Annotated in this window: 23 protein-coding genes and 2 pseudogenes; 12 read left to right on the forward strand and 13 right to left on the reverse strand. The window is 36.0% G+C overall.

The genetic code is table 11. The annotated features are described in order from the left end of the window. Positions 1-106: 106 nt before the first annotated feature. Positions 107-1,825 (reverse strand): hypothetical protein, encoded by a 1,719-nt coding sequence (locus QKW49_RS07945; RefSeq protein WP_282867017.1) that lies wholly within the window; start codon positions 1,823-1,825, stop codon positions 107-109. A 631-nt stretch (positions 1,826-2,456) separates the two neighbouring features. Further along, complete coding sequence (locus tag QKW49_RS07950; RefSeq protein ID WP_282867018.1) at positions 2,457-3,350, reverse strand: LysR family transcriptional regulator; 894 nt, start codon at positions 3,348-3,350, stop codon at positions 2,457-2,459. Positions 3,351-3,606: 256 nt separating this feature from the next. Here QKW49_RS07950 and QKW49_RS07955 point away from each other — a divergent pair, with 256 nt between their 5' ends. From QKW49_RS07955 to QKW49_RS26010, 4 genes are all read left to right on the forward strand, one after another. Beyond that, positions 3,607-3,729 (forward strand): hypothetical protein, encoded by a 123-nt coding sequence (locus QKW49_RS07955; RefSeq protein ID WP_282867019.1) that lies wholly within the window; start codon positions 3,607-3,609, stop codon positions 3,727-3,729. A 9-nt stretch (positions 3,730-3,738) separates the two neighbouring features. Then, positions 3,739-4,800, forward strand: coding sequence for an IS4 family transposase (locus QKW49_RS07960; protein ID WP_282868091.1), 1,062 nt, complete (start codon positions 3,739-3,741; stop codon positions 4,798-4,800). Between the two features lie 499 nt (positions 4,801-5,299). Continuing rightward, positions 5,300-5,572: a hypothetical protein gene (locus QKW49_RS26005; RefSeq protein ID WP_349239091.1), complete on the forward strand. Its 273-nt coding sequence runs from the start codon at positions 5,300-5,302 to the stop codon at positions 5,570-5,572. 36 nt (positions 5,573-5,608) lie between these two features. Further along, positions 5,609-6,409, forward strand: a complete 801-nt coding sequence (locus QKW49_RS26010) for a transposase (protein ID WP_349239127.1) — start codon at positions 5,609-5,611, stop codon at positions 6,407-6,409. A 32-nt stretch (positions 6,410-6,441) separates the two neighbouring features. On the opposite strand, the gene QKW49_RS07970 is transcribed toward QKW49_RS26010, so the two are convergent. Further along, positions 6,442-6,834 carry a transposase gene (locus QKW49_RS07970; RefSeq protein ID WP_282867020.1) on the reverse strand — a complete coding sequence of 131 codons (393 nt, stop codon included), beginning with the start codon at positions 6,832-6,834 and terminating at the stop codon, positions 6,442-6,444. 218 nt (positions 6,835-7,052) lie between these two features. Between QKW49_RS07970 and QKW49_RS07975 the strand changes: the two genes are divergently transcribed. From QKW49_RS07975 to QKW49_RS08005, 7 genes and pseudogenes are all read left to right on the forward strand, one after another. Continuing rightward, on the forward strand, positions 7,053-8,300 hold the full coding sequence (locus QKW49_RS07975; RefSeq protein ID WP_282867022.1) for a 3-isopropylmalate dehydratase large subunit: 1,248 nt from the start codon (positions 7,053-7,055) through the stop codon (positions 8,298-8,300). A gap of 21 nt (positions 8,301-8,321) precedes the next feature. Continuing rightward, positions 8,322-8,840 carry a 3-isopropylmalate dehydratase gene (locus tag QKW49_RS07980; protein ID WP_282867023.1) on the forward strand — a complete coding sequence of 173 codons (519 nt, stop codon included), beginning with the start codon at positions 8,322-8,324 and terminating at the stop codon, positions 8,838-8,840. A gap of 56 nt (positions 8,841-8,896) precedes the next feature. Then, positions 8,897-10,204: pseudogene (locus QKW49_RS07985) on the forward strand (2-hydroxycarboxylate transporter family protein). 191 nt (positions 10,205-10,395) lie between these two features. Beyond that, positions 10,396-11,106 carry a GntR family transcriptional regulator gene (locus QKW49_RS07990; protein WP_282867024.1) on the forward strand — a complete coding sequence of 237 codons (711 nt, stop codon included), beginning with the start codon at positions 10,396-10,398 and terminating at the stop codon, positions 11,104-11,106. Positions 11,107-11,275: 169 nt separating this feature from the next. Continuing rightward, complete coding sequence (locus QKW49_RS07995) at positions 11,276-11,533, forward strand: hypothetical protein (RefSeq protein ID WP_282867025.1); 258 nt, start codon at positions 11,276-11,278, stop codon at positions 11,531-11,533. Next, complete coding sequence (locus tag QKW49_RS08000) at positions 11,517-11,774, forward strand: hypothetical protein (protein ID WP_282867026.1); 258 nt, start codon at positions 11,517-11,519, stop codon at positions 11,772-11,774. Before QKW49_RS07995 ends, QKW49_RS08000 begins: the two co-directional genes overlap by 17 nt. Positions 11,775-11,829: 55 nt before the next feature. Beyond that, positions 11,830-12,117: pseudogene (locus QKW49_RS08005) on the forward strand (transposase); the annotation flags it as partial. Positions 12,118-12,255: 138 nt separating this feature from the next. Here the strand turns inward: QKW49_RS08005 and QKW49_RS08010 are convergent. From QKW49_RS08010 to QKW49_RS08040, 7 genes are all read right to left on the reverse strand, one after another. Next, positions 12,256-13,038 carry a transposase gene (locus QKW49_RS08010; RefSeq protein WP_282864918.1) on the reverse strand — a complete coding sequence of 261 codons (783 nt, stop codon included), beginning with the start codon at positions 13,036-13,038 and terminating at the stop codon, positions 12,256-12,258. Positions 13,039-13,123: 85 nt separating this feature from the next. Beyond that, positions 13,124-13,306, reverse strand: coding sequence for a hypothetical protein (locus tag QKW49_RS08015; protein ID WP_282867029.1), 183 nt, complete (start codon positions 13,304-13,306; stop codon positions 13,124-13,126). Positions 13,307-13,319: 13 nt separating this feature from the next. After that, positions 13,320-13,994, reverse strand: coding sequence for a lysophospholipid acyltransferase family protein (locus tag QKW49_RS08020; protein WP_282867030.1), 675 nt, complete (start codon positions 13,992-13,994; stop codon positions 13,320-13,322). A 309-nt stretch (positions 13,995-14,303) separates the two neighbouring features. Beyond that, positions 14,304-16,349, reverse strand: coding sequence for an ABC transporter permease (locus QKW49_RS08025; RefSeq protein WP_282867031.1), 2,046 nt, complete (start codon positions 16,347-16,349; stop codon positions 14,304-14,306). 40 nt (positions 16,350-16,389) lie between these two features. Continuing rightward, positions 16,390-17,106: an ABC transporter ATP-binding protein gene (locus tag QKW49_RS08030; protein ID WP_349239092.1), complete on the reverse strand. Its 717-nt coding sequence runs from the start codon at positions 17,104-17,106 to the stop codon at positions 16,390-16,392. A gap of 104 nt (positions 17,107-17,210) precedes the next feature. Next, on the reverse strand, positions 17,211-18,185 hold the full coding sequence (locus tag QKW49_RS08035) for a carcinine hydrolase/isopenicillin-N N-acyltransferase family protein (RefSeq protein ID WP_282867033.1): 975 nt from the start codon (positions 18,183-18,185) through the stop codon (positions 17,211-17,213). A gap of 229 nt (positions 18,186-18,414) precedes the next feature. Beyond that, positions 18,415-19,473, reverse strand: a complete 1,059-nt coding sequence (locus tag QKW49_RS08040; RefSeq protein WP_282867034.1) for an NADH:flavin oxidoreductase — start codon at positions 19,471-19,473, stop codon at positions 18,415-18,417. A 151-nt stretch (positions 19,474-19,624) separates the two neighbouring features. Here QKW49_RS08040 and QKW49_RS08045 point away from each other — a divergent pair, with 151 nt between their 5' ends. Next, a complete protein-coding gene (locus tag QKW49_RS08045) occupies positions 19,625-20,089 on the forward strand; it encodes an Rrf2 family transcriptional regulator (protein ID WP_282867036.1) in 465 nt (154 codons plus the stop codon). A 237-nt stretch (positions 20,090-20,326) separates the two neighbouring features. On the opposite strand, the gene QKW49_RS08050 is transcribed toward QKW49_RS08045, so the two are convergent. The 3 genes from QKW49_RS08050 to QKW49_RS08060 form a co-directional block, all read right to left on the reverse strand. Beyond that, the gene (locus tag QKW49_RS08050; protein WP_282867037.1) at positions 20,327-20,584 is read right to left on the reverse strand and encodes a hypothetical protein; all 258 of its coding nucleotides are present in this window, start codon (positions 20,582-20,584) and stop codon (positions 20,327-20,329) included. 330 nt (positions 20,585-20,914) lie between these two features. Next, the gene (locus tag QKW49_RS08055) at positions 20,915-21,697 is read right to left on the reverse strand and encodes a transposase (protein ID WP_282866079.1); all 783 of its coding nucleotides are present in this window, start codon (positions 21,695-21,697) and stop codon (positions 20,915-20,917) included. Positions 21,698-22,486: 789 nt separating this feature from the next. Next, positions 22,487-24,346 carry an IS1634 family transposase gene (locus QKW49_RS08060; protein WP_282867038.1) on the reverse strand — a complete coding sequence of 620 codons (1,860 nt, stop codon included), beginning with the start codon at positions 24,344-24,346 and terminating at the stop codon, positions 22,487-22,489. Between the last annotated feature and the right edge of the window lie 151 nt (positions 24,347-24,497).

Raw genomic sequence — 24,497 nt, forward strand, 5'->3', positions numbered from 1 at the left:
TTATTGATTTTAATAGTACTTCTCTTTTACTTGGTCTAAAACATTATATACATATTTATATTAGTGAAAGCAAAGGGTGCTCCCCCTCCGCTCCACTATGAGTTTATCATCTTTTACTTTTAAACTCTTCAATAGATTTTGCTATCTTACCATCTGGTAAAGCAATTGGTTCTACACAACCTTCGCTATGGAGTGCCCATGGGAGAATCACACCAGAATGTCCTCCACGGCCGCCGATTACAACAACTTCTACATCCTTAGGTGAACGTGTTACAGGCATCGGATGCCTATTTTTGAAGCTTGCCGGACGTACCGGAACCAAACCACGGTTGCGTACCATTGGTGCTTCATGGTATGCGTAGGTATGAATATGTTCTTGAATCATTTCTTTTGTATACCCGGATTTTTTGAGCATCATCCCATGATCCGGTGTTAAACAAACTACCAGCGGACCCGGCATATAAGCGTTATTGGATCCTAATGTCGTACAGCAATGTGTAATTGTATCTAACAAATCATGTCCATCTAAGCTTAAGAAATCAATAATATCATGCAATGGTTCTGCTTTTAGGACATATACGGTAGTTGTTTCTGAATCATAGCGTTCTTCGTTAATCATGCTCCATTGTGCTAATTCAGGCTCTTCTGCAAAGCAGAAAGTAAATTCGGCCTGAGATGCCAAACAATCGAGGTCGCATATACCGGGAACTGAACGACAAACATTCATAATAACCAAATTAACCGCACGGCCTATTGTTGCATTCATTGGATATCCAGGGCCTTGGCAGCCTTGTTTTCCGGAGATACCTATTTCTTGAGCAATAGGTCCGCTGACAAGTACCAAGTTTCCTCCTGGATGGGATGTTGTTACAGACTGTAACAAATTATATTTCGGACTATTTAAAGCCTTGAATGCGGCAACCAATACCGGCATCGCTTTCGGTGTACAACCAGCCATAATAGCTGCAATCGCAACATCTTTTACAGTAATATTCTTACCTGCCGGTCCCACTTGCTCACACAAAATCATATCTTCATCAAACGGACAATAGGTCATCATATTGTCATATCGCCTTTTCGTAGGCGGAATAATCGGTAGTCCATCACTTATGTGTTCAGCATTAAAATATTCATTAATTTCTTCCATATAAGCACCTGGTTCAAGAAGTCTTTCTTCATCAACTTCAATCTTTTTAGTTATAGGAAGCAAGCCATCTGCTGCTGGAGCAACTTTATCCATCTTTAAATCAATTTTTGCGGTCTCTTTTAATACATCTCCTGTAGCTGTTAATGCGTTCATGATATAATCCCATTTAAGATCGACCTGTTCGCGCACTTCTTTAACCGTACTTGCTTGATAAATATCTACTGAGCAAAGGCATAAGTTTCCCGCACGATAAAACCCAACACCTTCTGTGATCGCTGATCCTGGAGGTGCCGTCATATAGACGGTAGGAATACCCAATTTTTCTAACGCAATGGTTACAACAGTAGTAGCAGCAGATGTTCCCATATCACCGAATGCTACAACTGCTGCCGTTGGTTTTTCTTCTGCCAACATGGCTGCATACGCACTTAACTGATCTGTATTTTTACCTCTTACAGTTTCAACATAATCTACAAAATTTGTGATTCCTAATTCTGTAAAACGCTCTTTAATTCTTACAAATACCTCATTGTAGTTACAGAAATGAAGCTTTGTGTTGTTATAAAACAAGATCTTACCCTTTTGCAAATCTTCTAAAGTTACTCTGAGCGCAAGCTCCAAAATCGGACGGTCTTGATGCCCACGAGGATCCAACAAATCAATCAATTGTTTACTCATAATAAGTCTTCCTTTCTTAATTTTTTTGCCGTTCTTTGCATGTCTTTTTTACAGATTATTGGATGATAATAATAAGATTCAACATTTCACTTCGTGGATTTATAAGCATTGTGCTGCTTTCGAATATTTTTGAGACTGTAAAACCTGTTGCTAATCCATTTCGCATAGCATAGCATATGAACAAATGAGTAAAAGAAATAAGGAAGCATTCATAAGAAAAAACATTAAAATTTGAGATTGTCAGTACCGGAATCCTGAAGAAATTAACCTGAGAGTGATATTAGAGTTTAAATATATTGTTTTTAAGGTTCACAGGCACTCTATACCTACTAGGGTTTCTAAAATTCTCCCAAGAGTTAATACTTTCTATGTATACTTTAATGAAAAAAGGAAGCAATGTTTTCAATCCTACGGTAAATCGGTTTAATATTCTACAAAAATTAACTATATTGCTAGGACGGCATATTTATCATCCACGACATTCAATATTGAATCTAATATCATTATAATATCTAGTTTTTCCCAATACAATTCACTTTTGTTTAACATTACTTTCTAAAATGGAATTCATAAAAAAGCAGAAGAACATATCTGAGTTCTTCTGCTTTTTATAGTCTAATTCACTTTCTTATTACGCATGCTTACTTACATAATTCATGGCAAACTGAATAAAATTTGTAAATGATGGTGATGAGTGTTCTTTTGAAGTCACAATGGATAAAAATATATCTTTTGTGTCTTCGATTCGAATCAGCCTTAATCTAGAATTATGAAGATATTCCGCAATTTTGCTTGGCAGCAAAGAAACACACCCATCATTCTGCATCATCATCTCTATAGAAGAGAGCCAAACGCCATAAGGACTTATACAAGGTTCAAATCCTGCATTTCTGCATTCCCCTAGAACAAATTCATATAAGAACGGTTCATGATTATATGGTATCAACTGTAATATTTCATTCTTGATTTCCCTTAAGTACACAGACGCTCTATTTGCTAAGGCATGATTGTCATATACTAACAACACCAATCTATCTTTAATTAACGGATATTTATCATATTGACCTAAAAGAACCGGCTCTGACAGAATAATACTTGCATCTGCTTGTCCTGCTTCCAACAACTGAAAACACATATTTGAATTCTGTTCTAAAATTTCCAGGTTAATACCCTCATTTTGATCTTTAAAAGAAGCAAGCATTCGGGTAATGTCATATTGACTCATAAAAGAAATGGTTGATATGGTTAATTTTTTTCTTCCCTTTTGTGCCAGATAGTCCATAGCTTCTTGGAGTCTTAAATATTCATCTACTATATTTTTAGCATACGGTAAAAATGCTTTTCCAGCAGCTGTTAATTCAATAGTTCTCGTATTCCTCTGAAACAATTCAACACCTAACTCTTTTTCTAGACCTCTGATTTTTTTAGATAAAGATGACTGGGAAAGATAAAGTTCATCTGCGGCTACTGAAAAGTTTAAATGTTTTTCTAACGCTAAAAAATAAATAAATAATAAAATATCCATCTATTATACCCCCTTGTTAGAATAACCGTATGTCTTGGTATAACTTTATGTCACATGTTTAAGATGTTGCTTACAATCTTTCTCTATACTTGTCTTTCATAGATATTTTAATTATATCATATGTCATTAGTGTTGCATAAAACTTTTCAAAAAAAATCAAATGTAATATTTACCTGTAGAATGAAGGAAGGCCCCTCTGTTAATATCTGTAGTAGCTGACAAGCAACCACATTTATTAGCAAAGGAGCCAACGAACATGGATAATTGTACTACAGTTTTTGAAACTTTAAAAGGCTTTTTACCAAAGAATTTATTGGAAAAAGCCATTGACGAAACAAATACCGACCACGGAACCAAGAAGTTTACTGCTCTTCGATAATTTAATACGCTGCTTTATGCTCAATTAACCGGTAAAGAAAGCCTTAGAGATATTGTGAAAGGTATAGAAGCTGATAAAAACCTTCAGCAGCACACCGGAACCATAAGTTATTCCCAACTATGCCGAAAGAATAGTGATCGGGAGCCAGAAATATTCAAGAGAATGTTCGAGGTAGCCCTTGCAGAGCTAAAGAAACATCATGGAATTCGTAACATTCCTGGCTCTTGGGATATTCTCAAAGCTCTTGACGCTACATTAATACGGCTATGCATTTCACTTTTCCCTTGGGCAAATTACCAGAGTACCAAGGCTGCAATTAAGGTTCATGTTCTGTATGATATTCTTGTAGGTTACCCAGAGAATATTGTTGTGACTGAAGGCATCATACATGATAAAGATAAGATGGCTTCTTTTGTCACCAAACCGGGCATTACTTATATATTTGACCGGGGCTACAATGACTACAAAGAATACGACAGGTATTGCAAAGAGGGTATCTTCTTCATCACAAGGCTAAAAAGGAATGCCGTTATAGAGATTATTAGCGAAAACACTATGCTTAAGGGCAGTTCCGTTTTATGTGACAGGGAAGTAATCCTCGGAGGTTTCTATACCAAGATGCAGCACCCCTTAAGGATTGTAGAAGTCACTGATTCCTCTACGGGTGAATCATTTTACATTGCTACCAACCGCTTTGACCTTTGTGCTGAGGAAATAGCTGAAATCTACCGCTTAAGATGGCAGATAGAGCTGTTCTTCAAGTGGATAAAGCAGCACCTTAAAATAAAGCATTTTTATGGTACCAGCTTCAATGCAGTTTTAAATCAGATTTATACAGCACTAACTCTGTTTTGCCTTTTAAAATTAATGCACATACTGGTTGGAACTAACAATAACTTCTTAGATTTAGTGAGGCTTATTGCAGGTGGACTTTGGAACTCGATTGCTTATCTAAAAGAGACATTATCCCCTGTAAAACCCCCTGGCCCTAAGAGAAAACGGTTGAAATGGGAAAAAGAGTACGTAGCTTTCTATATCCGGTATATGTTTGGTAAAGTTTCGTTATATTAAGTTTTTTAAAATTTTATATTGGTTAGGTTTAGGTGGTCACTTGCTTTTGTCTAACTATATCCATAATTTTCTTATAAATTTAGGTTATACCAGTAAATTATTGCTATTGATTTTTGTTAAACTTTTTTATGCAACACTAATGATCTATAGTTTTGCACTTTCAAAACCTAATACATCAATTACCAGTATAAAAACAAAATAAAATAGGAACATAGATATTGCAGGGCATCGACCCAATCACCCAAAAAGGAGCGATTCTGCAATGAACATCTACATTCCTATGGAAATAATCCAGTTACTATTATTTCCAAAAGAATGCTTTAAATGCATAACAACGTACAATTATTTTGTTTATTATATATGGTGCTTACTCGTAGTTCCGGGTAAGAAAACTACCAGAAACTTATACCGCCATTGCTTTTTCTTCCGTAAAGATGTTTCTAACTGGTGTAGATTCCTTACGGAATATAAGTGGGATTACACAGAGGTTATAAAGAAAATGTTTCAGTTGCTTCTGAATTTATTCCCACAGGAACTCGTGTTTCATGGTGCAATCCAAGCGTGTTTTGATACCACGCTAAATGCAAAAGACTCTAAAAAAGTACCCGGTATCCAAAAATGGGATAACCATAGCGGGAATGCTGATGCCGGTGATTATATAGTTGGGCATCATTGGGGCGTACTTGGTATTATTGGCTCTTTTAAAAACCAATTTATCTGCTTCCTGATTTCCTTTAGGCTTATTACATGTAAAAGTGCTAACTGCCAATAGAAATGTAATAAAGACGATATCCCTGAGCCATTAAAAATTTGGGATGTAGCCCATGCTCAGGTATTTCAACTGAATGAGTGGATATTGCAAAGTAATCAAAAATTACGCATTGTTGCTGATGCTTACTTTTCAAAAAATCCCTTTATTCAACCGTTACTTGATAAAGGCGTCCATGTTGTGACTAAGCTTAGATCTGATGCTGTAGCACGCTTAGATCCCGAGCCTCAAATGCAAAAAGCAAGAGGACGTAAGCGCAAATATGGAAAACAAATAAAAGTTAATACCCTTTGGGAACTTGTAGAACACCAAACGATCACTGTACAGCTTTATGGTAAAATACAAACCGTAGAAATTGCAGTAGCTGATGTTTGGATGTTAAAGCTGTCCCAAAAGGTTCGTACTGTGGTTTTACGTACTACTAAAGGTAAATTGATGGCATTAGTCAGTACCGATGCAAATCTTACAGCTGCTCAAATTATTGAGATATATGGCTCTCGTTTCTCAATAGAGATAGCAATACGTGATATCAAACAGCACCTTGGTTTCGAAGAATATCAACATCATAGTTTGTTGCCGGTATTGCGCTTTTTACACATTGTTGGTATCGCCTATAATATAGGTAAAATTACACTGATAAAATATAGCAAGTGCAATTGGATAAATATTACTTCTGACTCAGGGGATACCCCCTGGATATCAGAACTTAGTCTTTCCAAGTTACGGTATTGTTTGAGAAAGTATACCTTGGGAAAACTTGTATTCGGCAATTCCGCACCAGAGGCGGAACAGCATGAAATTGTCTCGGATAAAGATGCTATTGTGGACTTCGCTGCGTAGTGTGCATTGGGTTTTTATGGTAACATCTCTGCTCAAGGTTTTTCTGCAAAACTATAGTCATTAAAGAAATTATCGAAATACTCGTCCCCTAACCGGTTAATTCTAAAGTGACTGATGGTAGTATCATCCGGCACATCATCCTCAATATTTAAACCTAAAAACCATCTAAAAGCTACATCTGTTCTTACTCTCGCAACAACTTCAGGATCAGAGAGTGTATACAGATATTCTAACAGACAAATTTTAAGCATCATTACAGGATCTTTTGATTCTCTTCCAATATCACTGTAACGATCTTTTACCAAGTCGTAAACAAAGGAAAAATCAATAATTGAATCTATTTTGATCAGCAAATGATCTTTCGGAATTAATTTCTCAAAAATGATGTTATTGAATATATCAATCTGCCCACTATTTTTACCCATCGTATGTATACAACCCCAAGTACGTATATCTGTATATTTATTATATCATGCTGCATATTTATTCGATAGTATTAGTTTTTCGGAGGTTTCCCTGGCACTTAGCTTGCTTAGCTTGCAAAGCGACTATTTCTTGCCTGATATATTGACAAACTTCTGCGCATATTATATAATTTGGATTGAGGTCAGAGGTCAGACCAATTATATAAGGGAGGGTTTTTATGCATTCTTTGGAAAAAATCATGGCAAATGCGGCAGGCGTCAACGAAGTGAAGGCTGGTGACCGTGTTTGGTGTAAGGTTGATCTTGCGTTAGGTATTGACCTTTACAGGAATATTATTGACTCATTTGAGGAAATCGGCTTGGAGAAAATACAGCACCCTGAAAGAGCCGGATTTATTTTTGGTATTAACGCACCTGCTCCGACTATTCGCTCCGCACAAAACGAAAAGGATATGCGTGAGTTTTGTAAAAAACACGGCGCTCATATTTTCGACATTAACAGCGGGGTTGTTTATCAGCATGTAATGGAGAAAGGTTACATCTTCCCCGGCGCAGTTTCTGTTGCAAATGACTCACATGCGACAGTATGCGGCGCTTTAGGTGCTTTCGGTACCGGCACCGGCGGATATGATACCGCAGCAGCAATGGGCTTTGGTGAAATGTGGTTCAGAGTTCCTGAGGTAATCAGAATAGAGCTCAAAGGTAAATTGCAAAAAGGTGTTTTCGCGAAAGATATTGTACTGAAAATTTTGAAAGAATTAAAATCGGATTTCGCAATATACAAAGCCATTGAATATGCAGGTGAAGCTGTTACGGAAATGTGTCTGGCAGAACGAATGGTATTATGCAATATGGCGGTTGAAATGGGTGCGAAAACCAGCTACATACAACCCGATGAAAAGGTCTTTGAATTTCTTAAAGGCAGGGTAAATCACTCATATACAGTGTTTGAAACCGATTCCGACTACCAATATTGCGCAAACTATGTATTTGATGTTTCAAAACTTGTTCCGCAGGTTGCATTACCGCATAACGTAGATAACGTATCCGATATCATCGATATTGAGCCTTTCGCGTTTGATCAGGGCCTTATAGGTACATGTACAGGCGGAAGATTGGAAGACCTTGAAGCCGCCGCAAAAATTCTTAAAGGAAAAAGAGTACATCCCGATGTAAGAATGCTCATCGTACCTGCTACATACGAAATCTATTCAAAAGCGATAGAAAAAGGATACATCCAAACCTTTATTGACGCAGGCTGCGTGATCTGCAACGCCGGCTGCGGTCCATGCCTCGGTGCCCATATGGGCGTTTTAGCCGAAGGTGAAAAATGTATTACTGCTTCCAACCGCAACTTTTCCGGCCGTATGGGCCATAAAGATTCGGAATTGTATCTTGCGTCACCTGCTACAGTTGCAGCTTCATGTGTTGAAGGTGTGTTAACTGATCCACGAAAATATTTATAATTCAGAAAGGAGGATAAAGATATGACTAAAACTTTAAAAGGCAGAGTAATGGTTTTCGGAGATAACATTGATACCGATATGATTACTCCGGGCCGCTATCTTGAACTTAGTAAACCAGAAGAGATTGCAGCTGTTGCTATGGCGGGTTTAGACCCGGATTTCCCGAAAAAAGTAAAGAAAGGAGATATCATTATCGGAGGTAAAAACTTCGGCTGCGGTTCCAGCAGAGAACATGGAGTTATCGCATTCAAGGCTAATGGCGTGCAAGCTATTGTTGCGAAATCTATAGCAAAAATATATTATAGAAACGCAATTGTTTCCGGGCTGATGGTTCTTATTTCAGAAGAAGCACATACGATATTTGAAAACTACCAGCATTGTGAAATTGACCTTGAAAACGGAAATATAATCAACACCGATACCGGAAAGTCGGTTAAATGTGAAAAACTATCGACTGAAGATATCGCCATCTGGGAAGCAGGCGGTATGGTTACGGAATATAAGCGTAAAGCACAGGAAATCAATCGAAACAGCAAATAATAGTGATGATAAAATGAGGGGGGTTAAATGCTATGACAGACACAATGCTTAATACTATGACAGACACAACTAAAACAAGTCTTTGGGATAAATTATGCTTCGGTTTTATCCCTGCAAAATACTTTTTCGCATTTTTATTCATAACTTTAGCGGGTATTTTGTTTGATGCTACTCCAGCGGGCTGGCTGGGCGGATTTGTGGTATGTACCGTACTAGGACTTCTTCTTGAAAAAATCGGAGACAATCTTCCGGTTGTAAAAGACTATTTCGGAGGCGGCTCTTTTGTTGTCATCTTTGGTGCGGCCGCATTGATGTATTTCGGATTAATACCCGAATCTACAACAGCGTTGGTAAATGACTTTATAAAGAAGATGGACTATATTGGCTGGGTTGTGGGCGCACTGATATGCGGAAGTATTCTATCGATGGACAGAAAAGTTCTCATCAAGGCGGGTGCCCTGTATTTTATTCCCATCATCATCGGCTTGGGCGTTGCATTCGCGTTAACCGGAATTATCGGCCAAATCATGGGATTTGGTTGGAGACAAGCTATTCTCTTCGTTGCAATTCCTATCATGGGCGGCGGAACTTCTGCGGGTGCAGTTCCGATGTCTGAAATGTACGGTTCGGTTTTAGCAAATGATGCTAAATATTACCTGTCTCTGCTCATGCCCGCTGTCGCCTTGGGCAATGCGCTGGCTATTGTTTTTGCGGGGCTGATGAATAGGGTTGGGAATGTTCTTCCCAATTCCACCGGGAATGGTGTCCTCATGAAAAACGTTCAGATTGATATCAAAAAAGAAGCAACAGCTGAACCTTTAAATTATTCTTATCTCGGAATGGGTTTTCTTATTACCGGTATGTTCTTTATTATCGGTATACTTATGAGCAAAATCTTCCCAACTATTCATTACTACGCATGAACAATTATTTCTGTTGCCGTAGTGAAAATAAGCGGAGCCTTCCCTAAGACACTGGAAAAACAAATTATTCAATGGTATGCCTTTTTGATGAAAATTGCCATACCTGCCGTACTATTCGGAATAGGATTTGCTTATACTGATTTGAAAGTTGTTTTTGAATCCCTTAGCGTTACATACTTTATTCTTGTTTCTATTACCGTAATAGGCGCAATTATAGGAAGCTGGTTCGGAGGAAAGATTGTCGGTTTCTATCCTGTTGAATCCTCAATCACTGCCGGGTTGTGCATGGTAAATATGGGCGGTTCAGGGGATATTGCAACCCTTGGCGCCGCAAAAAGAATGGCGCTTATGCCGTTCGCTCAAATCTCATCAAGAATCGGTGGAGCTATCATTATTATTCTAGCAAGTATTTTAGCCTCTGTAATCGGTGCAGGTCTGTAAGCTGCTTTTATGATAAAAAATGTTATAAAGCATAAAAAAGTAGTTTTTTAAAGCATTACAGTTGCAAATCGTATTATAATACTGTATGATTAAGTTAATATTATGTTCTTAAAATAGCCATACTGCATAAGATTATTATTGCTTTATGGCTATTATTTTCTATATTATTAAAGGAGTGCTAAAAGATTTCAATGAAAGAAATACGCAAAGTCGTTGTACACGAAGCTGTTATAGAGGAGATATTGGGCTATATTGAAGAAAATAACCTTCAGCCTGGTGATAAACTCCCTCCCGAAAGAGAACTTGTAAAACTGTTAAAGGTAAGTCGAAGCACTATACGAGAAGTACTTCGCACTCTTGAAATGAATCATGTTATTAAAGTAAAACATGGCAGCGGAATATTTATTGCGTCTTTAGATGGGGTTTTACTATCTCAATATAGCAGCAGTAAGGATCATAAAGAGAGCTTTAAGCTATTAAAGCAGATAGCGCAATCAAGACTAATGCTTGAAACATTTTGCGCTGTTGAGATTGCCAAAACGATCACACCCGAGCAGGTACATATGCTTTACGAGCACGAAAAACATGAAAACACTTTATTGACTAAAGATGAGTCGGAATTGGATTATTCGATTATTCCAGGTCTTGCGTTAGAGCGTCTAATAAGTTCTTTTTTAGGCAATCCGCTATTAAATGATTTCCATAAGGAAATAGCTGGTGCTTGGCAGAAATACTTTCAAAACATCAATGCCATGCCTCTTCCACCGGCTGTTCGTCATGAGCATCATCTTGAAATAATAAAGGCTATTGAATCCGGAAGTGACAATAGAATCAGAAAAGCTATAAAAGCACATCTGAGCGGTACAATAAGTATCATTGATAAAATATTATCGAATGATTAAGCAGCAGCGTTATAGCAAGATATATACAGCTATTATCATTATAAATTGGCAGACACGATTTATAAAAAGTCAAGTGCCAGGGAAACCTCCGAAAAACTAATACTATGGAATAAATATGCAGTATGATATAATAAATATGCAGATATACGTACTTGGGGGTTGTATACATATGATGAGTAAAAATAGTGGGCAGATTGATATATTCAATAGCATCATTTTTGAGAAATTAATTCCGAAAGATCATTTACTGATCAAAATAGATTCAATTATTGATTTTCCCTTTGTTTATGGCAAGGACCACATCATTATAGATGAAGATAGTGAAATTATTCTTTCATCAGTACAAACTCCATTCAATGTAGGCGATGAGAAAAAGCTCACCGAGTTAATTGAAAAAGTGGAAGAAGATTTTGCATCTAAAGCCTGAACAAGTGGCAGCAGATAAAGTATATGGAACAATAGATAACCGTGCCTATCTAAAAGACCATGAGATTGTATCTAATATTCAATTTTATGAAGAATCCGATAAGGAAAAAATACTTTTCGGAATAAAAGACTTTATCATAACAGATGATTTAAAGTCGGCTATCTGCCCTAACGGGCTAACGACTGAAGATTATATAATATCAAGGAATAAAACCCTGGATAAACCCGCTAAAGATATTTAAGTTTGATAAAAATGTCTGTAATAAATGTCCCATGCTAAAATAATGTGTATACAAAAGTAAAAAAGCGAAATCTTATGGTGGCAGGCGATTGGAAATACATTTAAGATATGACGCTGTTCTTCATGATTTAAAACGGTCCAAAACAAAAGAATGTGAAGAAGCGTTAAATAAACGGTTTAAAATAGAAAGAAGATTTGCAACTATGGTTAGAAATAATGGACTACGAAGATGTAGATATCTTAAGATAATAGGTGCTAGGATTCATATTACGTTAGCTAATATGGCCTGCAATATTATAAGGATGGTAAATCTCCTTTGTGGGCCTTGTTTCACTACGCCTTAAAAATTGAAAACGGCTCCAATAAAGGAGCCAGAATGAACAATTATAATTGTTTAAGGAATATTTAGCCTCAAGTCATGGCAGCACATTCCATAAAGTGGTATATTTGCTGAGCAATTGAGGAAGCACTTAGGGACGTGCCTATTTTTGCACGTTACAGCGTGTAATTATTCCCCTTGAAATACCCGTTAGCCGCTCCAACTGTCCTATTGTAAACTTTTCTTTTTCTCTCAAATATCGCAATATTTCATCTCGCCCTTTTCGAGGCTTGTTTCCAATTTCTTTAGGATCTAACCCGTCTAAACACTTAATAACCTTTCTACGTAATTGTTCGTCAGTTAATTTTTTACTGCCGGCTATATGGAAGTTCTCACTTTCAATTTCTTTTTGTAGCTCGATAAACTCTCGTCTAGCTTCTTCTGCGTCAGCAGATAACATTTCCAGTATTAAATAGGTATCTGTAATCTTTTCTCCTGAATTTAATGACATATAATCATTATAACTGCTCCAAGCATATTTGCTTATTTGTTTGACAATTCCGGCCCTTATCGGATTTTGATGAATATATCTAGTCAATGCAAAAAAATACCGCTCATCTTCTATAGGTTCACTTTTATATCTATTACCAATAAGACTTCCGCTTCTCTGGTATTTGAAATTGTACCAGCCTACATATTTCGTCAGCAATTTATGCATAACTTTCACAATATCGCCCGTACAGTTTTCTCTAATAAACAGATGCACATGGTTATACATTAAGCAATATGCATATACTTCGACACATCTTTCTTTTTTTATTCCGAATAATATCTCAAGCATTTTGTGAAAATCAGCGTCTTCTTCAAATATATTCTGTCTATTTAATCGTCTAAAAATAATATGATATAATCCTGTTTGGCTCAATACCCTTGGTGACCTGCTCATACTTACCACCTCCAAACAGGATTGTATCATTTGAATTGTTACTAGTTAATAATTATGTGCAAAATCAGGCACGTCCCCATATACGCTAGAAAAATAATTGCCGACGTTCCTCTTCATTTGGAACCATTGAACACAAAACAAACAAATCTATATCACTATAGCCCGGAACAAGTTCTAAATTTATATTACCTGTTTGACCGATTCCTTTAATGTTATTGCAAACTGATAATGCATACACTAGCTTTTCTTTAAACTCAAAGACTGTCATATTCAATCATCCTTTAACTATATACACCGCGATATTTAGGGTCTAAAAGCTCTGCGATTTTTTTCATAGAATATTCCGTAGCTACTTCTGTCCAGGCATCTTTATTATCCTCAGTTTTTTCAGGAAGGTTAAAGGGCTCACCAAATGTTACCTTAACCTTGGAATGATTAAAATTTTCCTTACTCATGCTATCGCTGTTTATGGGTAACAATTCTTCAGTACCTTCCAGCGCTATAGGAACAAATTGAGCCTTAGACATTTTAGCTAATAGTATAAAGCCCTTTTTAGCCTTTAACATAGAGCCAGACCTGCTTCTAGTACCTTCAGGAAATATAAATATAGACCCTCCGTCTTCTAAATACTTTATCGCTTCCTTTATTGCTTTTTTATCAGCGGAACTAGGGGTTATATGTATGGTTCTTATAGTTTCAAGCACTAAATTGGTTACGATATCCTTACTTAATTTTACTCCAGCCATGAAAGCTACATTATTGTCCTTTAATAATCTATTAAGGATTACCCCATCCACGTTACTAAGATGATTTCCTATGTATATCGTTGGAATTCCTCTTCTTTTTTCGATAACTCCTTTATTTATAACTTCGATCTCAGAATATGTGTGTAAAAATTTATCGATTAATTTACGAGTTAAGCTTTTCCTTATATTTTTAGGCAATATTCTAGACACATTAGCAAACACATTAAGTATTAGACTCATTATTTACGCCGGTAGAAACCAGCCCCTCCTCTCTCAATAAAAAACACCTAAATTCTACGTCAGATTAATTTCACCTTAACTTATGTATAATTTAGGTAATGTTTTTTATATTATAACATTTTTACCATCACTTTAGAAATATGCCAAGGGGCGGAATTGATAAAAACCTATGCTTTTTTGATAACCCCTCTATTGATTGCTGTTAATCTTTTGAGTTATCTTACCGAAAAACCATGTTTTTCTTTTCTGTCATTTCCCAAATTATAGCCTAAAATGCGGTCAATATTCGCCTTTGCAGTTATAATTTACTGCATATAATAGATTTTTTCTGTCACAAATCATTCTAACGCAGGATGCGGAAGTAACGAGATAATAACCTCCATAAAAAAGTGCCATCAGCAGTACTGTAATCCATATATAGGCTCCTATTTCCATATTGTAAAATCTACTTACCTTATCTAAAACACTTTTTAGAGAAACTGTTGTATAAGAGATAGCTAAAAATAATGGCGCTATGAAATACACCCCTACCTGCTTGTATATTGTATGACTCATCATTTTCTCAGACACTCCCTGTTTCCTGAGAATCAAATATCTTGCTTGATTATCGGAAATTTCCGTCAGTTGTTGAGCAGAAATAAGTGCAACACAAATCAAAAGAAAAATCAGCCCGATGTATGTAAATAAGAATACAGGTAGTCCTAAAGCGGAATAATACATCGTCGTCATTCTGACTTTGGAATTCCAGATAAAAGGTGGATGATCCTCATGAGTCGTTAGTTCATTAAGCTTTGTATTCGCCTTATCCGTATCTGTTCCTAACTTCCAAAAACCCTGTACAAAAACGGCATCTGCCGCACATTTTTCTGCTACTGCATCTGATACAATTAGTGTTCCCCTATCATTATCTCCAATGGATGTTAGTTGATAAACATAATGCAACAGTTCCTTACTAGCCGGATACAGCGTTGCATCCGCAACTGTTAATTTAGAGGATTTTTCAAGGAAATGTTCCATATACTTATATGTTCCCGTGTAATTACAATTTATTAAAAACTCATCGTCATCTAATGTCAAAGGTTCATACCCTTGTGCAACCAAACACTTATTATAATCACTAATGCTACAAACCTGAATGCTTTTGTCCGTTAACCCCGCATCATGTTCCCACAGTACAACGTCCTGATCATGCCATACATCACCATATGTAATATCTGCTTTATAGGTATTCATCTGAAAACTACTTGCTATAAATTCACCGAAATCATATCCATACTCGTAATTCTTTGCCTCCTCTAATACATCTGTTTCATCTTCAGTTGCTTCCATCATCAAAATAAAATCATACGGTGCGTAATCATCTGACATTCTTGACATGGTCATGGCGATACTAACGCCTGTTGTAAGCAGTATAATTGTTATCGTCAGCAAGATACATACCACCGACATAGAGATAAAATTTCCTTGTATTCTGGTAGAAATCTGTCGAACTAAAAAGCAGTTAATATTCTTTAAATAAAAATGTTTTTGCCTTCTTATTAAAACAAGCAATACTGATGTAGTGGAATAAAAGATCAATAAAGTTGCAAGGGCTGCAAATGCCATTCCGGCAAACAACAACTCTTTTTGTGGTAACAATTCGCCGGTATTAAAACACAGTGCCGTCAATATAAGAAATATAATTCCGGCCATAAATGCAATAACATAAACAAAGTTTTTTCTTGTTTTTAATTCTTCATTTTTTCTTTCCGCCAGCAATAAATCAAGCAGCTTTACCTTTGAAACACAAATCACGTTAAATAGCATTGCAATAATATAAACAACTGTAAAACATACTAACGTGATTTTTAAACCTTGCATAGAAAAATTCAAGGAAAAATCATTCACATGGCCACCAAACACACGAATCGCAGCTACCGTTAGGAGTTGGCTTAAGAATATGCCAATAATAATGCCTGACACCAATGACAAAATACCAATAAGAACTGTCTCCCCGACAAATATGCTTGATATCTTCCCTTTTTTCATACCAAGAAGCATGTAAATACCTAACTCTTTTTTTCTACGTTTCAGTAAAAACCGATTAACATATAAAATCAAAAACGAGAATAAAACAGAGATAGTCACAGAACTCAATTTTATCATTTGTCCCATAGCATCAATCATAGTTAAAAGTTCACTGTTTAGATTTCCCAGCGCTTTTGCCCCTGTTACTGAATTAAACGCATAAAATAAAGCTACTGCCAATGTCAGTGTCAAAAAATAAATTGCGTAGTCCTTTATATTTCTCCTTAGATTACTGACAATCAGTTTATATGTCATCATCCTGCTCACCTCCCAGGAAAGAAACCACCTGAAGTATTTTTTAATAAAACGCTTTTCTGGTTTCATTTTCTCTCAGCATTTCTTGAAATATCCTTCCATCTTTAATAAAAAGAATACGCTTACAATAAGAGGCTGAAACAGGATCATGTGTTACCATGAGAATTGTTGCTTGCTCTATTTCATTTAATTGAGATAGTTGTGTAAGCAACATACAAGCAGATTTGGAGTCTAATGCTCCAGTTGGCTCATCTGCTAAAATAAGTGCCGGTTTTGTAATAATGGCTCTTGCGGCAGCGACCCTCTGCTGCTGTCCCCCGGACATTTCATAGGGATATTTATGAAGCACATCCTCTATATTTAATAACTTTGCCGTTTTTGCTATTTTGGTCTCAATTTTACGAACTGGAACTTTCAGTATAGATAAGGCTAATGCAATATTTTCATATGCGGTTAAGGTATCCAACAAATTAAACTGCTGAAAAATAAAGCCTAGTTTTTCTCGCCTAAAATCGGATAATTTACTACCACGTAGAGTTGTTATATCATCCCCGTCAATTATAATATGTCCTGCCGTCACAGTATCAATGGTGGATATACAATTCAATAATGTTGTTTTTCCAGAGCCTGAAGCTCCCATAATACCGACAAATTCACCTACCTTGACTTCAAAAGAAATATCATCAATTGCTTTCGTAACAACGCCTTTATTCCCATAATATCTCTGAATATTCTCTATTTTTAAGATTGCTTTTTCCACTTTCATTCTCCTCTGTGTTCGTTCTTCTATATTCAAATGGCTTCATACTTTAAAAATACTAGCTATTCATTGCTTGCGCATCTTGATAAATGTTTTCGCACCAATCAAAGAAAATTATTTTTTTCTTCTATCTGATTTATATGATGATCAATCGCATCAATAACAAACTTCGCATCCGGTAGCTTCAGTATTTGCAAAACCCTCTGATTTTCATAGAATCGTTCTATATTTTTCCGATTCATTTCTCTACAGTAAGGCTGCCAATGAAAAGCTTCTTCCGACTCCATGTCATATAAATAAGATGCTGCTGTTTCTCCATAATCAATACCGTTTAAATCTATCATTTTCTTCTCTTGTATTCCATATTTAAAATAAATTCTGTTTTGATTTAAATCATAGACAATACTCCAAATCGTATCCGTCCTCTTTGCCTTTTCCAGTATTGTAAAGGCACGAGCTATCGTCATTTTCCCGCCTTTTTGCAACTCAGATTTTACAATTTTGAACCGCATAAAAGAATTTTCTTCATACTCTGAAGAATACGTTCCTTTTTGGATAAAAATATCTCTATAATTACTATTTGTAATAATCGGAAGCCTATCATTCACCGATATATAATTTATGGCACCATTCAAGAATTCAACAATACCTTTATTCCCCTCTTTGTCCATCAAAAAATAATGTATTTTAGCGGAGTTATTACTGATTCTAAAATTTTGAAAACTTTTAATTGCATGTTCTACAGTAATACAGGTATCCAATAAATACTGTATCGTTTCCAAACAGCTAATCTCCGCTCTTTCATCCTTTTTGGGATATTTCGTTTCAGGCAGTGTTGCCTGTTCCACTATAAGTCCTTTTTCATTAATTCCACAAGAAGGCATTCCTTTACCTGATTGTGAAAATGTAACACTACCATACTGGGATATCCATGAAAATTCTTTTTCTGGCGGCATAACCAATGACTTTTTCATCATATTTCTCCGATTTGTAAAAATCATTCCCTCATCAATAAAACAATCATAGTTTTTTGCTACTATCTCGGTCACCTCTTCTATGCCTGTAAATACTGTACACATCTCCCTAACCTCCATCATTCTTTTAATCAAGCTATGCTTATTCCTAATCACAAACGAACTTCTGGATTTTCTATCCTTTCCCCAATGAAAATAGGATATACTATTTATAGACTCTTGAAAACCTACGCTTCGTAGAGTCTATCTTCTCTTGGAAATACCTTCATTTAAAAAGCAATAATTGATAGTGTAGTAATCTATTCAGATAGTAAACCTTGTCATACAAAACCATCTATTTCCCGTCAATATTTTTAAACTTACAGTGCAGTGGATTTGTCATAAAACATTGATTACAGGACTTACAACACGGCTGATATGTGCTATCTGTAAGCCATTTTTCTGGCAAATCCGGTTCACAGATCAGTGGTCTACACAATGATATTCCTTTGACCTTTGATTTTTGCAGACATATTTCAATATCAGAAAATGTCCTGAACCCTCCTACTGCTATTATCGGAACATTTATATTATCTGCTATTCGACATGCCGCCTCGAAATTATACCCTTCCTCTTCTTTTCTTGTTATGACGCGATTAGGTAATCCTTCTTTGGAACCAACCAAGCCACAGCTAATCTCAATACCATCCACATGACTCTCTTCTAGCATTTTTGCTACCTCAACAGCTTCTTCAAAAGTCATTCCATCTTCTAGTTCATCGCTTTGATTCATCTTCACGAAAACCGCAAAGATTGGTGACACTGCCTCTTTAACAGCCATTACAACACGACGCAGTAAACGACAGCGATTCTCAAGGCTGCCACCATATTCATCCTCTCGCTGATTAAAGTGTGGACTTAAAAACTGATTCAACAAAAACCCATGCGCCGCTTGAATCTGAATGCCGTGTGCACCTGCACGTTCACAAACTTTTGCAGCAGCTACATATTGCTCGACTAAATTGTCTATCTCACGTATACTCATTGCTTCTGCGTTACCTAGCGCAGAAGGTGCTAACACTTTACCGCATAACGGATGGGAAAGCATCCCACAGGAGCAAAGCTGAACAATTAATTTTGCACCTTCACTTTCTACATTTTTGACGTCTTTATGTAACATTTCTTGATAGGAAGGGTGCGTCGTATGCGCCATCTTTGGCATTACTCTTCCTTCTTTTGAAATGCCAGTAATTCCTGTAATAATAGTACCTACGCCACCTTTTGCTAATGTGTGGTGAATAGCTAAATATTCTTCGGTCAACCCCCCATCAGGGGTGGTCCCAAGTTCCAATGCAGCACTTCTTACCAAACGATTTTTTACTCGCATTTGCTTATATTGTATTTCTGTAAACAATTTATTTATTTCCACATTATTATCGTCTTTCGTTTAGTTGTAATTTTTAAAGTTATATTGAAAATATATCATCACTCAGTTATAATGTCAAATATTACATCAAATAATTTTCAATTATATCCATAAAAATGTTTAAAAGGAGAATATATATATGCGTATCAGTTCAAAAACTTCTATTGGAATACATATTATGCTTTTAGTGGCACTCTATGGCGACAAATGCAAACTAACAGGAACGATTATTTCACGCAGCACTGGCACCAATCCTGTCATTACCAGAAATTTGCTGAGTGACTTACAACGTGCTGGGCTCATTATCATCACACGTGGTGTCGGCGGAACACAACTTGCAAGACCACTCGAAACAATTTCTGTTTACGATATTTTCTGTGCTACCGATGCAGAAAATCCAAAAGATATTATTGCAATTCATTCTAAGCCAAACCCAAATTGTCCTGTAGGCGCTATTATTAACGATGTGCTAGAAACACCTTATACTCGTATCAACGATGCTATTGCACAAGTAATGAAAAATGAAATGCTAATTGATTTAGTAGACATTGTAAAAAAAACAAGACCAAATTGGCTAGAAGTCATCAGACCTATTGCGAAATAAAAAATTACTATTTTATGAAAACCCTAAAAATTTTTGTGTAAAAGTAAAGAACTATTTTTACTATTTTTTGCATTCTTTTAATGATTGTTGGTACAAAAATAAACTGACCGTAGCTCTCTCCTTTCGGTAAGCGGTGGAACACCTGCTGTAGTGAAAATAAGCCTCGCGTTTGATACGCTATGAATAAGTAATCAGACGGGAGGTTTTATTTTGAAATCCACAGATGAAAATTTAATCCTATGGGAACATAGGATCAGAGAAAAAATAGAAAATGGCGCCTGCTGAAACCGATATGGAACTGCTGTTTCCTTCGTTTTTGTGTTTTATTTGAACTATCTTCATATTTGCTGAAAGCGCATATTTATCAATCTTTTCTATAAATTCTCTATGCATCTCTTGGTTTATTAACGATTTATTTGAAGGCAAAAAAAAGGAAATGGTAAGAATAAAAACGACCGTTATTCTGAAGAATACTGTTTTTTGTTTTGTTTTCATTTACCTTCCTCACTTACACTGAATTTAGGTTTATTCCATAATACCTATTTCTTATTAAATTTTAGTATAAACTCATTATTATCTTTGTCGATTATTTTGATTCCTTCAAATAAGTTCATACTGCCAATTTCCTCTTTACTTTTACCAGAGGTGTCAAATACAAAACTACTCGTAATTTCTAAGTATGGATTTTCTTTACCTTTTACTTGTGGATAGTGAGGACCATTCTCTAACATCAAGTCGAGATATTCGATATTGATTAGCGGTTCTTGAGAGCCAATATTGTCAATATCATCTTTGAAGAATGCTTAGGAATGCTTAGGGACGTGCCTATTTTTGCACGTTACAGCGTGTAATTATTCCCCTTGAAATACCCGTTAGCCGCTCCAACTGTCCTATTGTAAACTTTTCTTTTTCTCTCAAATATCGCAATATTTCATCTCGCTCTTTTCGAGGCTTGTTTCCAATTTCTTTAGGATCTAACCCGTCTAAACACTTAATAACCTTTCTACGTAATTGTTCATCAGTTAATTTTTTACTGTCGGTTATATGGAAGTTCTCACTTCCAATTTCTTTTTGTAGCTCGATAAACTCTCGTCTAGCTTCTTCAGCGTCAGCAGATAACATTTCCAGTATTAAATAGGTATCTGTAATCTTTTCTCCTGAATCTAATGACATATAATCATTATAACTGCTCCAAGCATATTTGCTTATTTCTTTGACAATTCCGGCCCTTATCGGATTTTGATGAATATATCGCGTCAATGCAAAAAAATACCGCTCATCTTCTATAGGTTCACTTTTATATCTGTTACCGATAAGACTTCCGCTTCTCTGGTATTTGAAATTGTACCAGCCTACATATTTCGTCAGCAATTTGTGCATAACTTTCACAATATCGCCCGTACAGTTTTCTCTAATAAACAGATGCACATGGTTATACATTAAGCAATATGCATATACTTCGACACATCTTTCTTTTTTTATTCCGAATAATATCTCAAGCATTTTGTGAAAATCAGCGTCTTCTTCAAATATATTCTGTCTATTTAAGCCCCTAAAAATAATATGATACAATCCTGTTTGGCTCAATACCCTTGGTGACCTGCTCATACTTACCACCTCCAAACAGGATTGTATCATTTGAATTGTTACTAGTTAATAATTATGTGCAAAATCAGGCACGTCCCCATATACGCACCGTCCCCATATACGCACACCAAATTAAATATGCAAATTATGAAGCTTGTAGCAAATGTGAGTATAAAGATAAATGTACCAAGAGTAAAGATGGAAGGGCAATTACGCGGTCTATCGACCAAGATTTTTTAGATATAATTGATGAAAGAACCGCCAATAACAAAGAACTGTACAAAAAACGCCAAATGATTGTAGAGCACCCTTTTGGTACTATAAAAAGGGGTTGGGGATTATCGTATTTTCTGACAAGAGGAATTAAGTCAGTAAAGACGGAGGTCTCTTTGGCTTTTTTAGCTTACAACATGAAAAGAGTAATAAATATACTAGGAGTTAAGAAAATATTGAAGAGATTAGCAGAATTATTACATCCTTCTAACCTCTGCAAATTACATATTAGTAGATATTGGAAAGTGCGGGGACTAAATTGTGTAAATTACTGATAAATAAATATGAGTATTATTTTCCGTTTATACACAGCCTGCCGTTGCTCTTATACATACTCAACTTGATAGATATTTTTTCATAACATTACCAATTTGTCAATAGTGTTTTTGAAGGATTTCTTGCATTGGGTATTGACTATAGTATTTTGCAGTATTAAGATCTCGTTTTCGACAGTTATGCAAAAATTTAGAGAAGGAACCTCGCTTAAATTGCCACTTTCCTTCTCTTTTCTTATTTTAAAAATGTTGTATGGAATAGTTAATTAAAAATTTTTTTTATTTTTTTGTTTAGTTCTTTCGGGAGATAGAATTTCTTGTCTAACCCTAAGTCAAATATGCCGTTTAATGTCGTACATACCTGACTTCCTGTGTATGTTGCTGTATAAAAAGCGTCCTGTGTATTCATGACATTCATGTTTCGTAGCGTGTCAAGAATATTATCTGTAGTGAAATGTGTTCCATACTGATCCAGTTTGTTTTCAAGCAGCCGATAAATCAGTAAAGCCGTATAGCAAACCATGAAGTGTGCAATAATCCGGTTGCGATTTCTGTGATAAACTGGTCTGGCATTGAAATTGGTTTTCAGTACCCGAAAACAATCCTCAATTTTATAGCGCTTTGAATTTACCGCAAGTATTGATTTAGCATCATCTTCTAGATTTGTGGCGACTGCATAGTAGCCATCGTATTTTTCTTCTCTATCAATGATGGAATGGTCAATTTCATAGTAGTCAGAAGCTTTTTCACCGTCTTGACCTTTAGATGTCCTCTTGATAAAACGTGTGACATCATGAGGTCCTTTTTTTACATCCTCTACATTTTTATTGTTGAGGATGTTTTTAGCCCGTTCAATCTGGGCATTTCTTATATGTCTTTGGTATTCCATCATTTTTCTTGAAAATGTGATGATGATTTTCTGTTTCAGAAGTGCCTTTGATTTTACCATTCTGGACTTACCATTCTTATATATTTTTTCCTCGTACAGACCAACATCTATGGCATTGTCTGCATCTATGATTTTATAAACAGTATCGTTATAAAGAGGCAGGTTTTCTTTGTTAAATCTGTCGAATTCCTTCATGCGGCTGATGGTAATAGGAGAATCATCAGAAATGCGCCGATAATCATAATCATTAAAAACAGCTTTCTGCAGTTTGTCGGAAAGTTTTTTCACAGACTGGGTTACTATAAATGCCCTTCCTCCCATGGAATTGAATTTTCGTATATTAAATGAGCCAAGCCCTGCATCTGCACAATAAATGAATTGCTTATTGTTAAACATTTTTGTGATTTTCTGTTCCAATGGAACAGCACATTTCTGCTCATTGTCAGAGCCTGAGTTGATGCACATAGATATAGGAATCCCGTTTCCGTCCACGAATAATCCCATCTGAACAATTGGATTGGGTCGATGTTCTTTGGAAGGACCATATCTGCGAAGACCTTTCAAAATCTCGCCGGTGGCTTCATCTACATATTCATCGTCTTCATCTTCTGACTCAAAGTAATAATTGGTGCAGTCAAAATAGCATACAGACGTGTTTTTCTTGATGATACTTTCACTGTTGGTGTACAAATGCTCTAGATAGTTGTCGTAGTGTTCTTCCAGTAAATCCATGAAACGCAATATATGCTGGTACTCGAAAGAGGGCATTTCGTAATAGGAATCAAGCCTGTCAAAGGTCCCTAACTTTGATTTAGGATCCAGAATCCTTGCAAATGTAAGGAAACGATTGATGGTATTGCAATCAAAAGTGATCTTGGAATTGCTTTTTATATCCTTAAAGAAATCCGACAGTTTGAGGTCATGATATATATTTTGCAGAACAAAATATCCAACATTTAGGAGAGCGGATCTAGAAGAGATATCTTTGGTGGCTGAGAGTTTCTCAGTATAATCAACCTTGAAACTCATGTCTATTTTCCCTTCCTGGTACTCTTTGTTGAATTCTTCCACCTGCTTTTTTGCATATGCAAGAGGATCAGGGGTGATGACCAGCAACTCAGAATGCTTTCCGATTCGTTTTACATTTTTTGTTGTGGTTTTTTTCCCATTTCTGATTCCCATCTGGATAAAGTAAGTTGGATCTTTGGATTTTCTATCATAGTTTAGCTTCATATTACACCTCCACTTCTATTATATCATAAAATACAACACCATACAACATATTTAATGCAAAATTTGACAACAAAAAAATCAGGATAGCCTTATATTTAGAGCATCTCCTGACTTTATCAGTTTATATTCTATTGAAGGAAGTGTTGAAAAC

It is taken from the genome of Petroclostridium sp. X23 (assembly GCF_030013905.1).
Taxonomy (GTDB): Bacteria; Bacillota; Clostridia; order SK-Y3; family SK-Y3; genus X23.

Excerpts from the sequence above, each read along its gene's own strand:
- QKW49_RS07970 (WP_282867020.1), bottom strand. The coding sequence starts at position 6,834 with ATGGGTAAAAATAGTGGGCAGATTGATATATTCAATAACATCATTTTT.
- QKW49_RS08035 (WP_282867033.1), bottom strand. The coding sequence starts at position 18,185 with ATGTGTACAGTATTTACAGGCATAGAAGAGGTGACCGAGATAGTAGCA.
- QKW49_RS08045 (WP_282867036.1), top strand. The coding sequence starts at position 19,625 with ATGCGTATCAGTTCAAAAACTTCTATTGGAATACATATTATGCTTTTA.
- QKW49_RS07995 (WP_282867025.1), top strand. The coding sequence starts at position 11,276 with ATGATGAGTAAAAATAGTGGGCAGATTGATATATTCAATAGCATCATT.
- QKW49_RS07990 (WP_282867024.1), top strand. The coding sequence starts at position 10,396 with ATGAAAGAAATACGCAAAGTCGTTGTACACGAAGCTGTTATAGAGGAG.
- QKW49_RS08025 (WP_282867031.1), bottom strand. The coding sequence starts at position 16,349 with ATGATGACATATAAACTGATTGTCAGTAATCTAAGGAGAAATATAAAG.
- QKW49_RS08010 (WP_282864918.1), bottom strand. The coding sequence starts at position 13,038 with ATGAGCAGGTCACCAAGGGTATTGAGCCAAACAGGATTATATCATATT.
- QKW49_RS07980 (WP_282867023.1), top strand. The coding sequence starts at position 8,322 with ATGACTAAAACTTTAAAAGGCAGAGTAATGGTTTTCGGAGATAACATT.
- QKW49_RS08015 (WP_282867029.1), bottom strand. The coding sequence starts at position 13,306 with ATGACAGTCTTTGAGTTTAAAGAAAAGCTAGTGTATGCATTATCAGTT.
- QKW49_RS26005 (WP_349239091.1), top strand. The coding sequence starts at position 5,300 with ATGTTTCAGTTGCTTCTGAATTTATTCCCACAGGAACTCGTGTTTCAT.
- QKW49_RS08060 (WP_282867038.1), bottom strand. The coding sequence starts at position 24,346 with ATGAAGCTAAACTATGATAGAAAATCCAAAGATCCAACTTACTTTATC.
- QKW49_RS07975 (WP_282867022.1), top strand. The coding sequence starts at position 7,053 with ATGCATTCTTTGGAAAAAATCATGGCAAATGCGGCAGGCGTCAACGAA.
- QKW49_RS07955 (WP_282867019.1), top strand. The coding sequence starts at position 3,607 with ATGGATAATTGTACTACAGTTTTTGAAACTTTAAAAGGCTTTTTACCA.
- QKW49_RS08050 (WP_282867037.1), bottom strand. The coding sequence starts at position 20,584 with ATGAAAACAAAACAAAAAACAGTATTCTTCAGAATAACGGTCGTTTTT.
- QKW49_RS08055 (WP_282866079.1), bottom strand. The coding sequence starts at position 21,697 with ATGAGCAGGTCACCAAGGGTATTGAGCCAAACAGGATTGTATCATATT.
- QKW49_RS07945 (WP_282867017.1), bottom strand. The coding sequence starts at position 1,825 with ATGAGTAAACAATTGATTGATTTGTTGGATCCTCGTGGGCATCAAGAC.
- QKW49_RS07950 (WP_282867018.1), bottom strand. The coding sequence starts at position 3,350 with ATGGATATTTTATTATTTATTTATTTTTTAGCGTTAGAAAAACATTTA.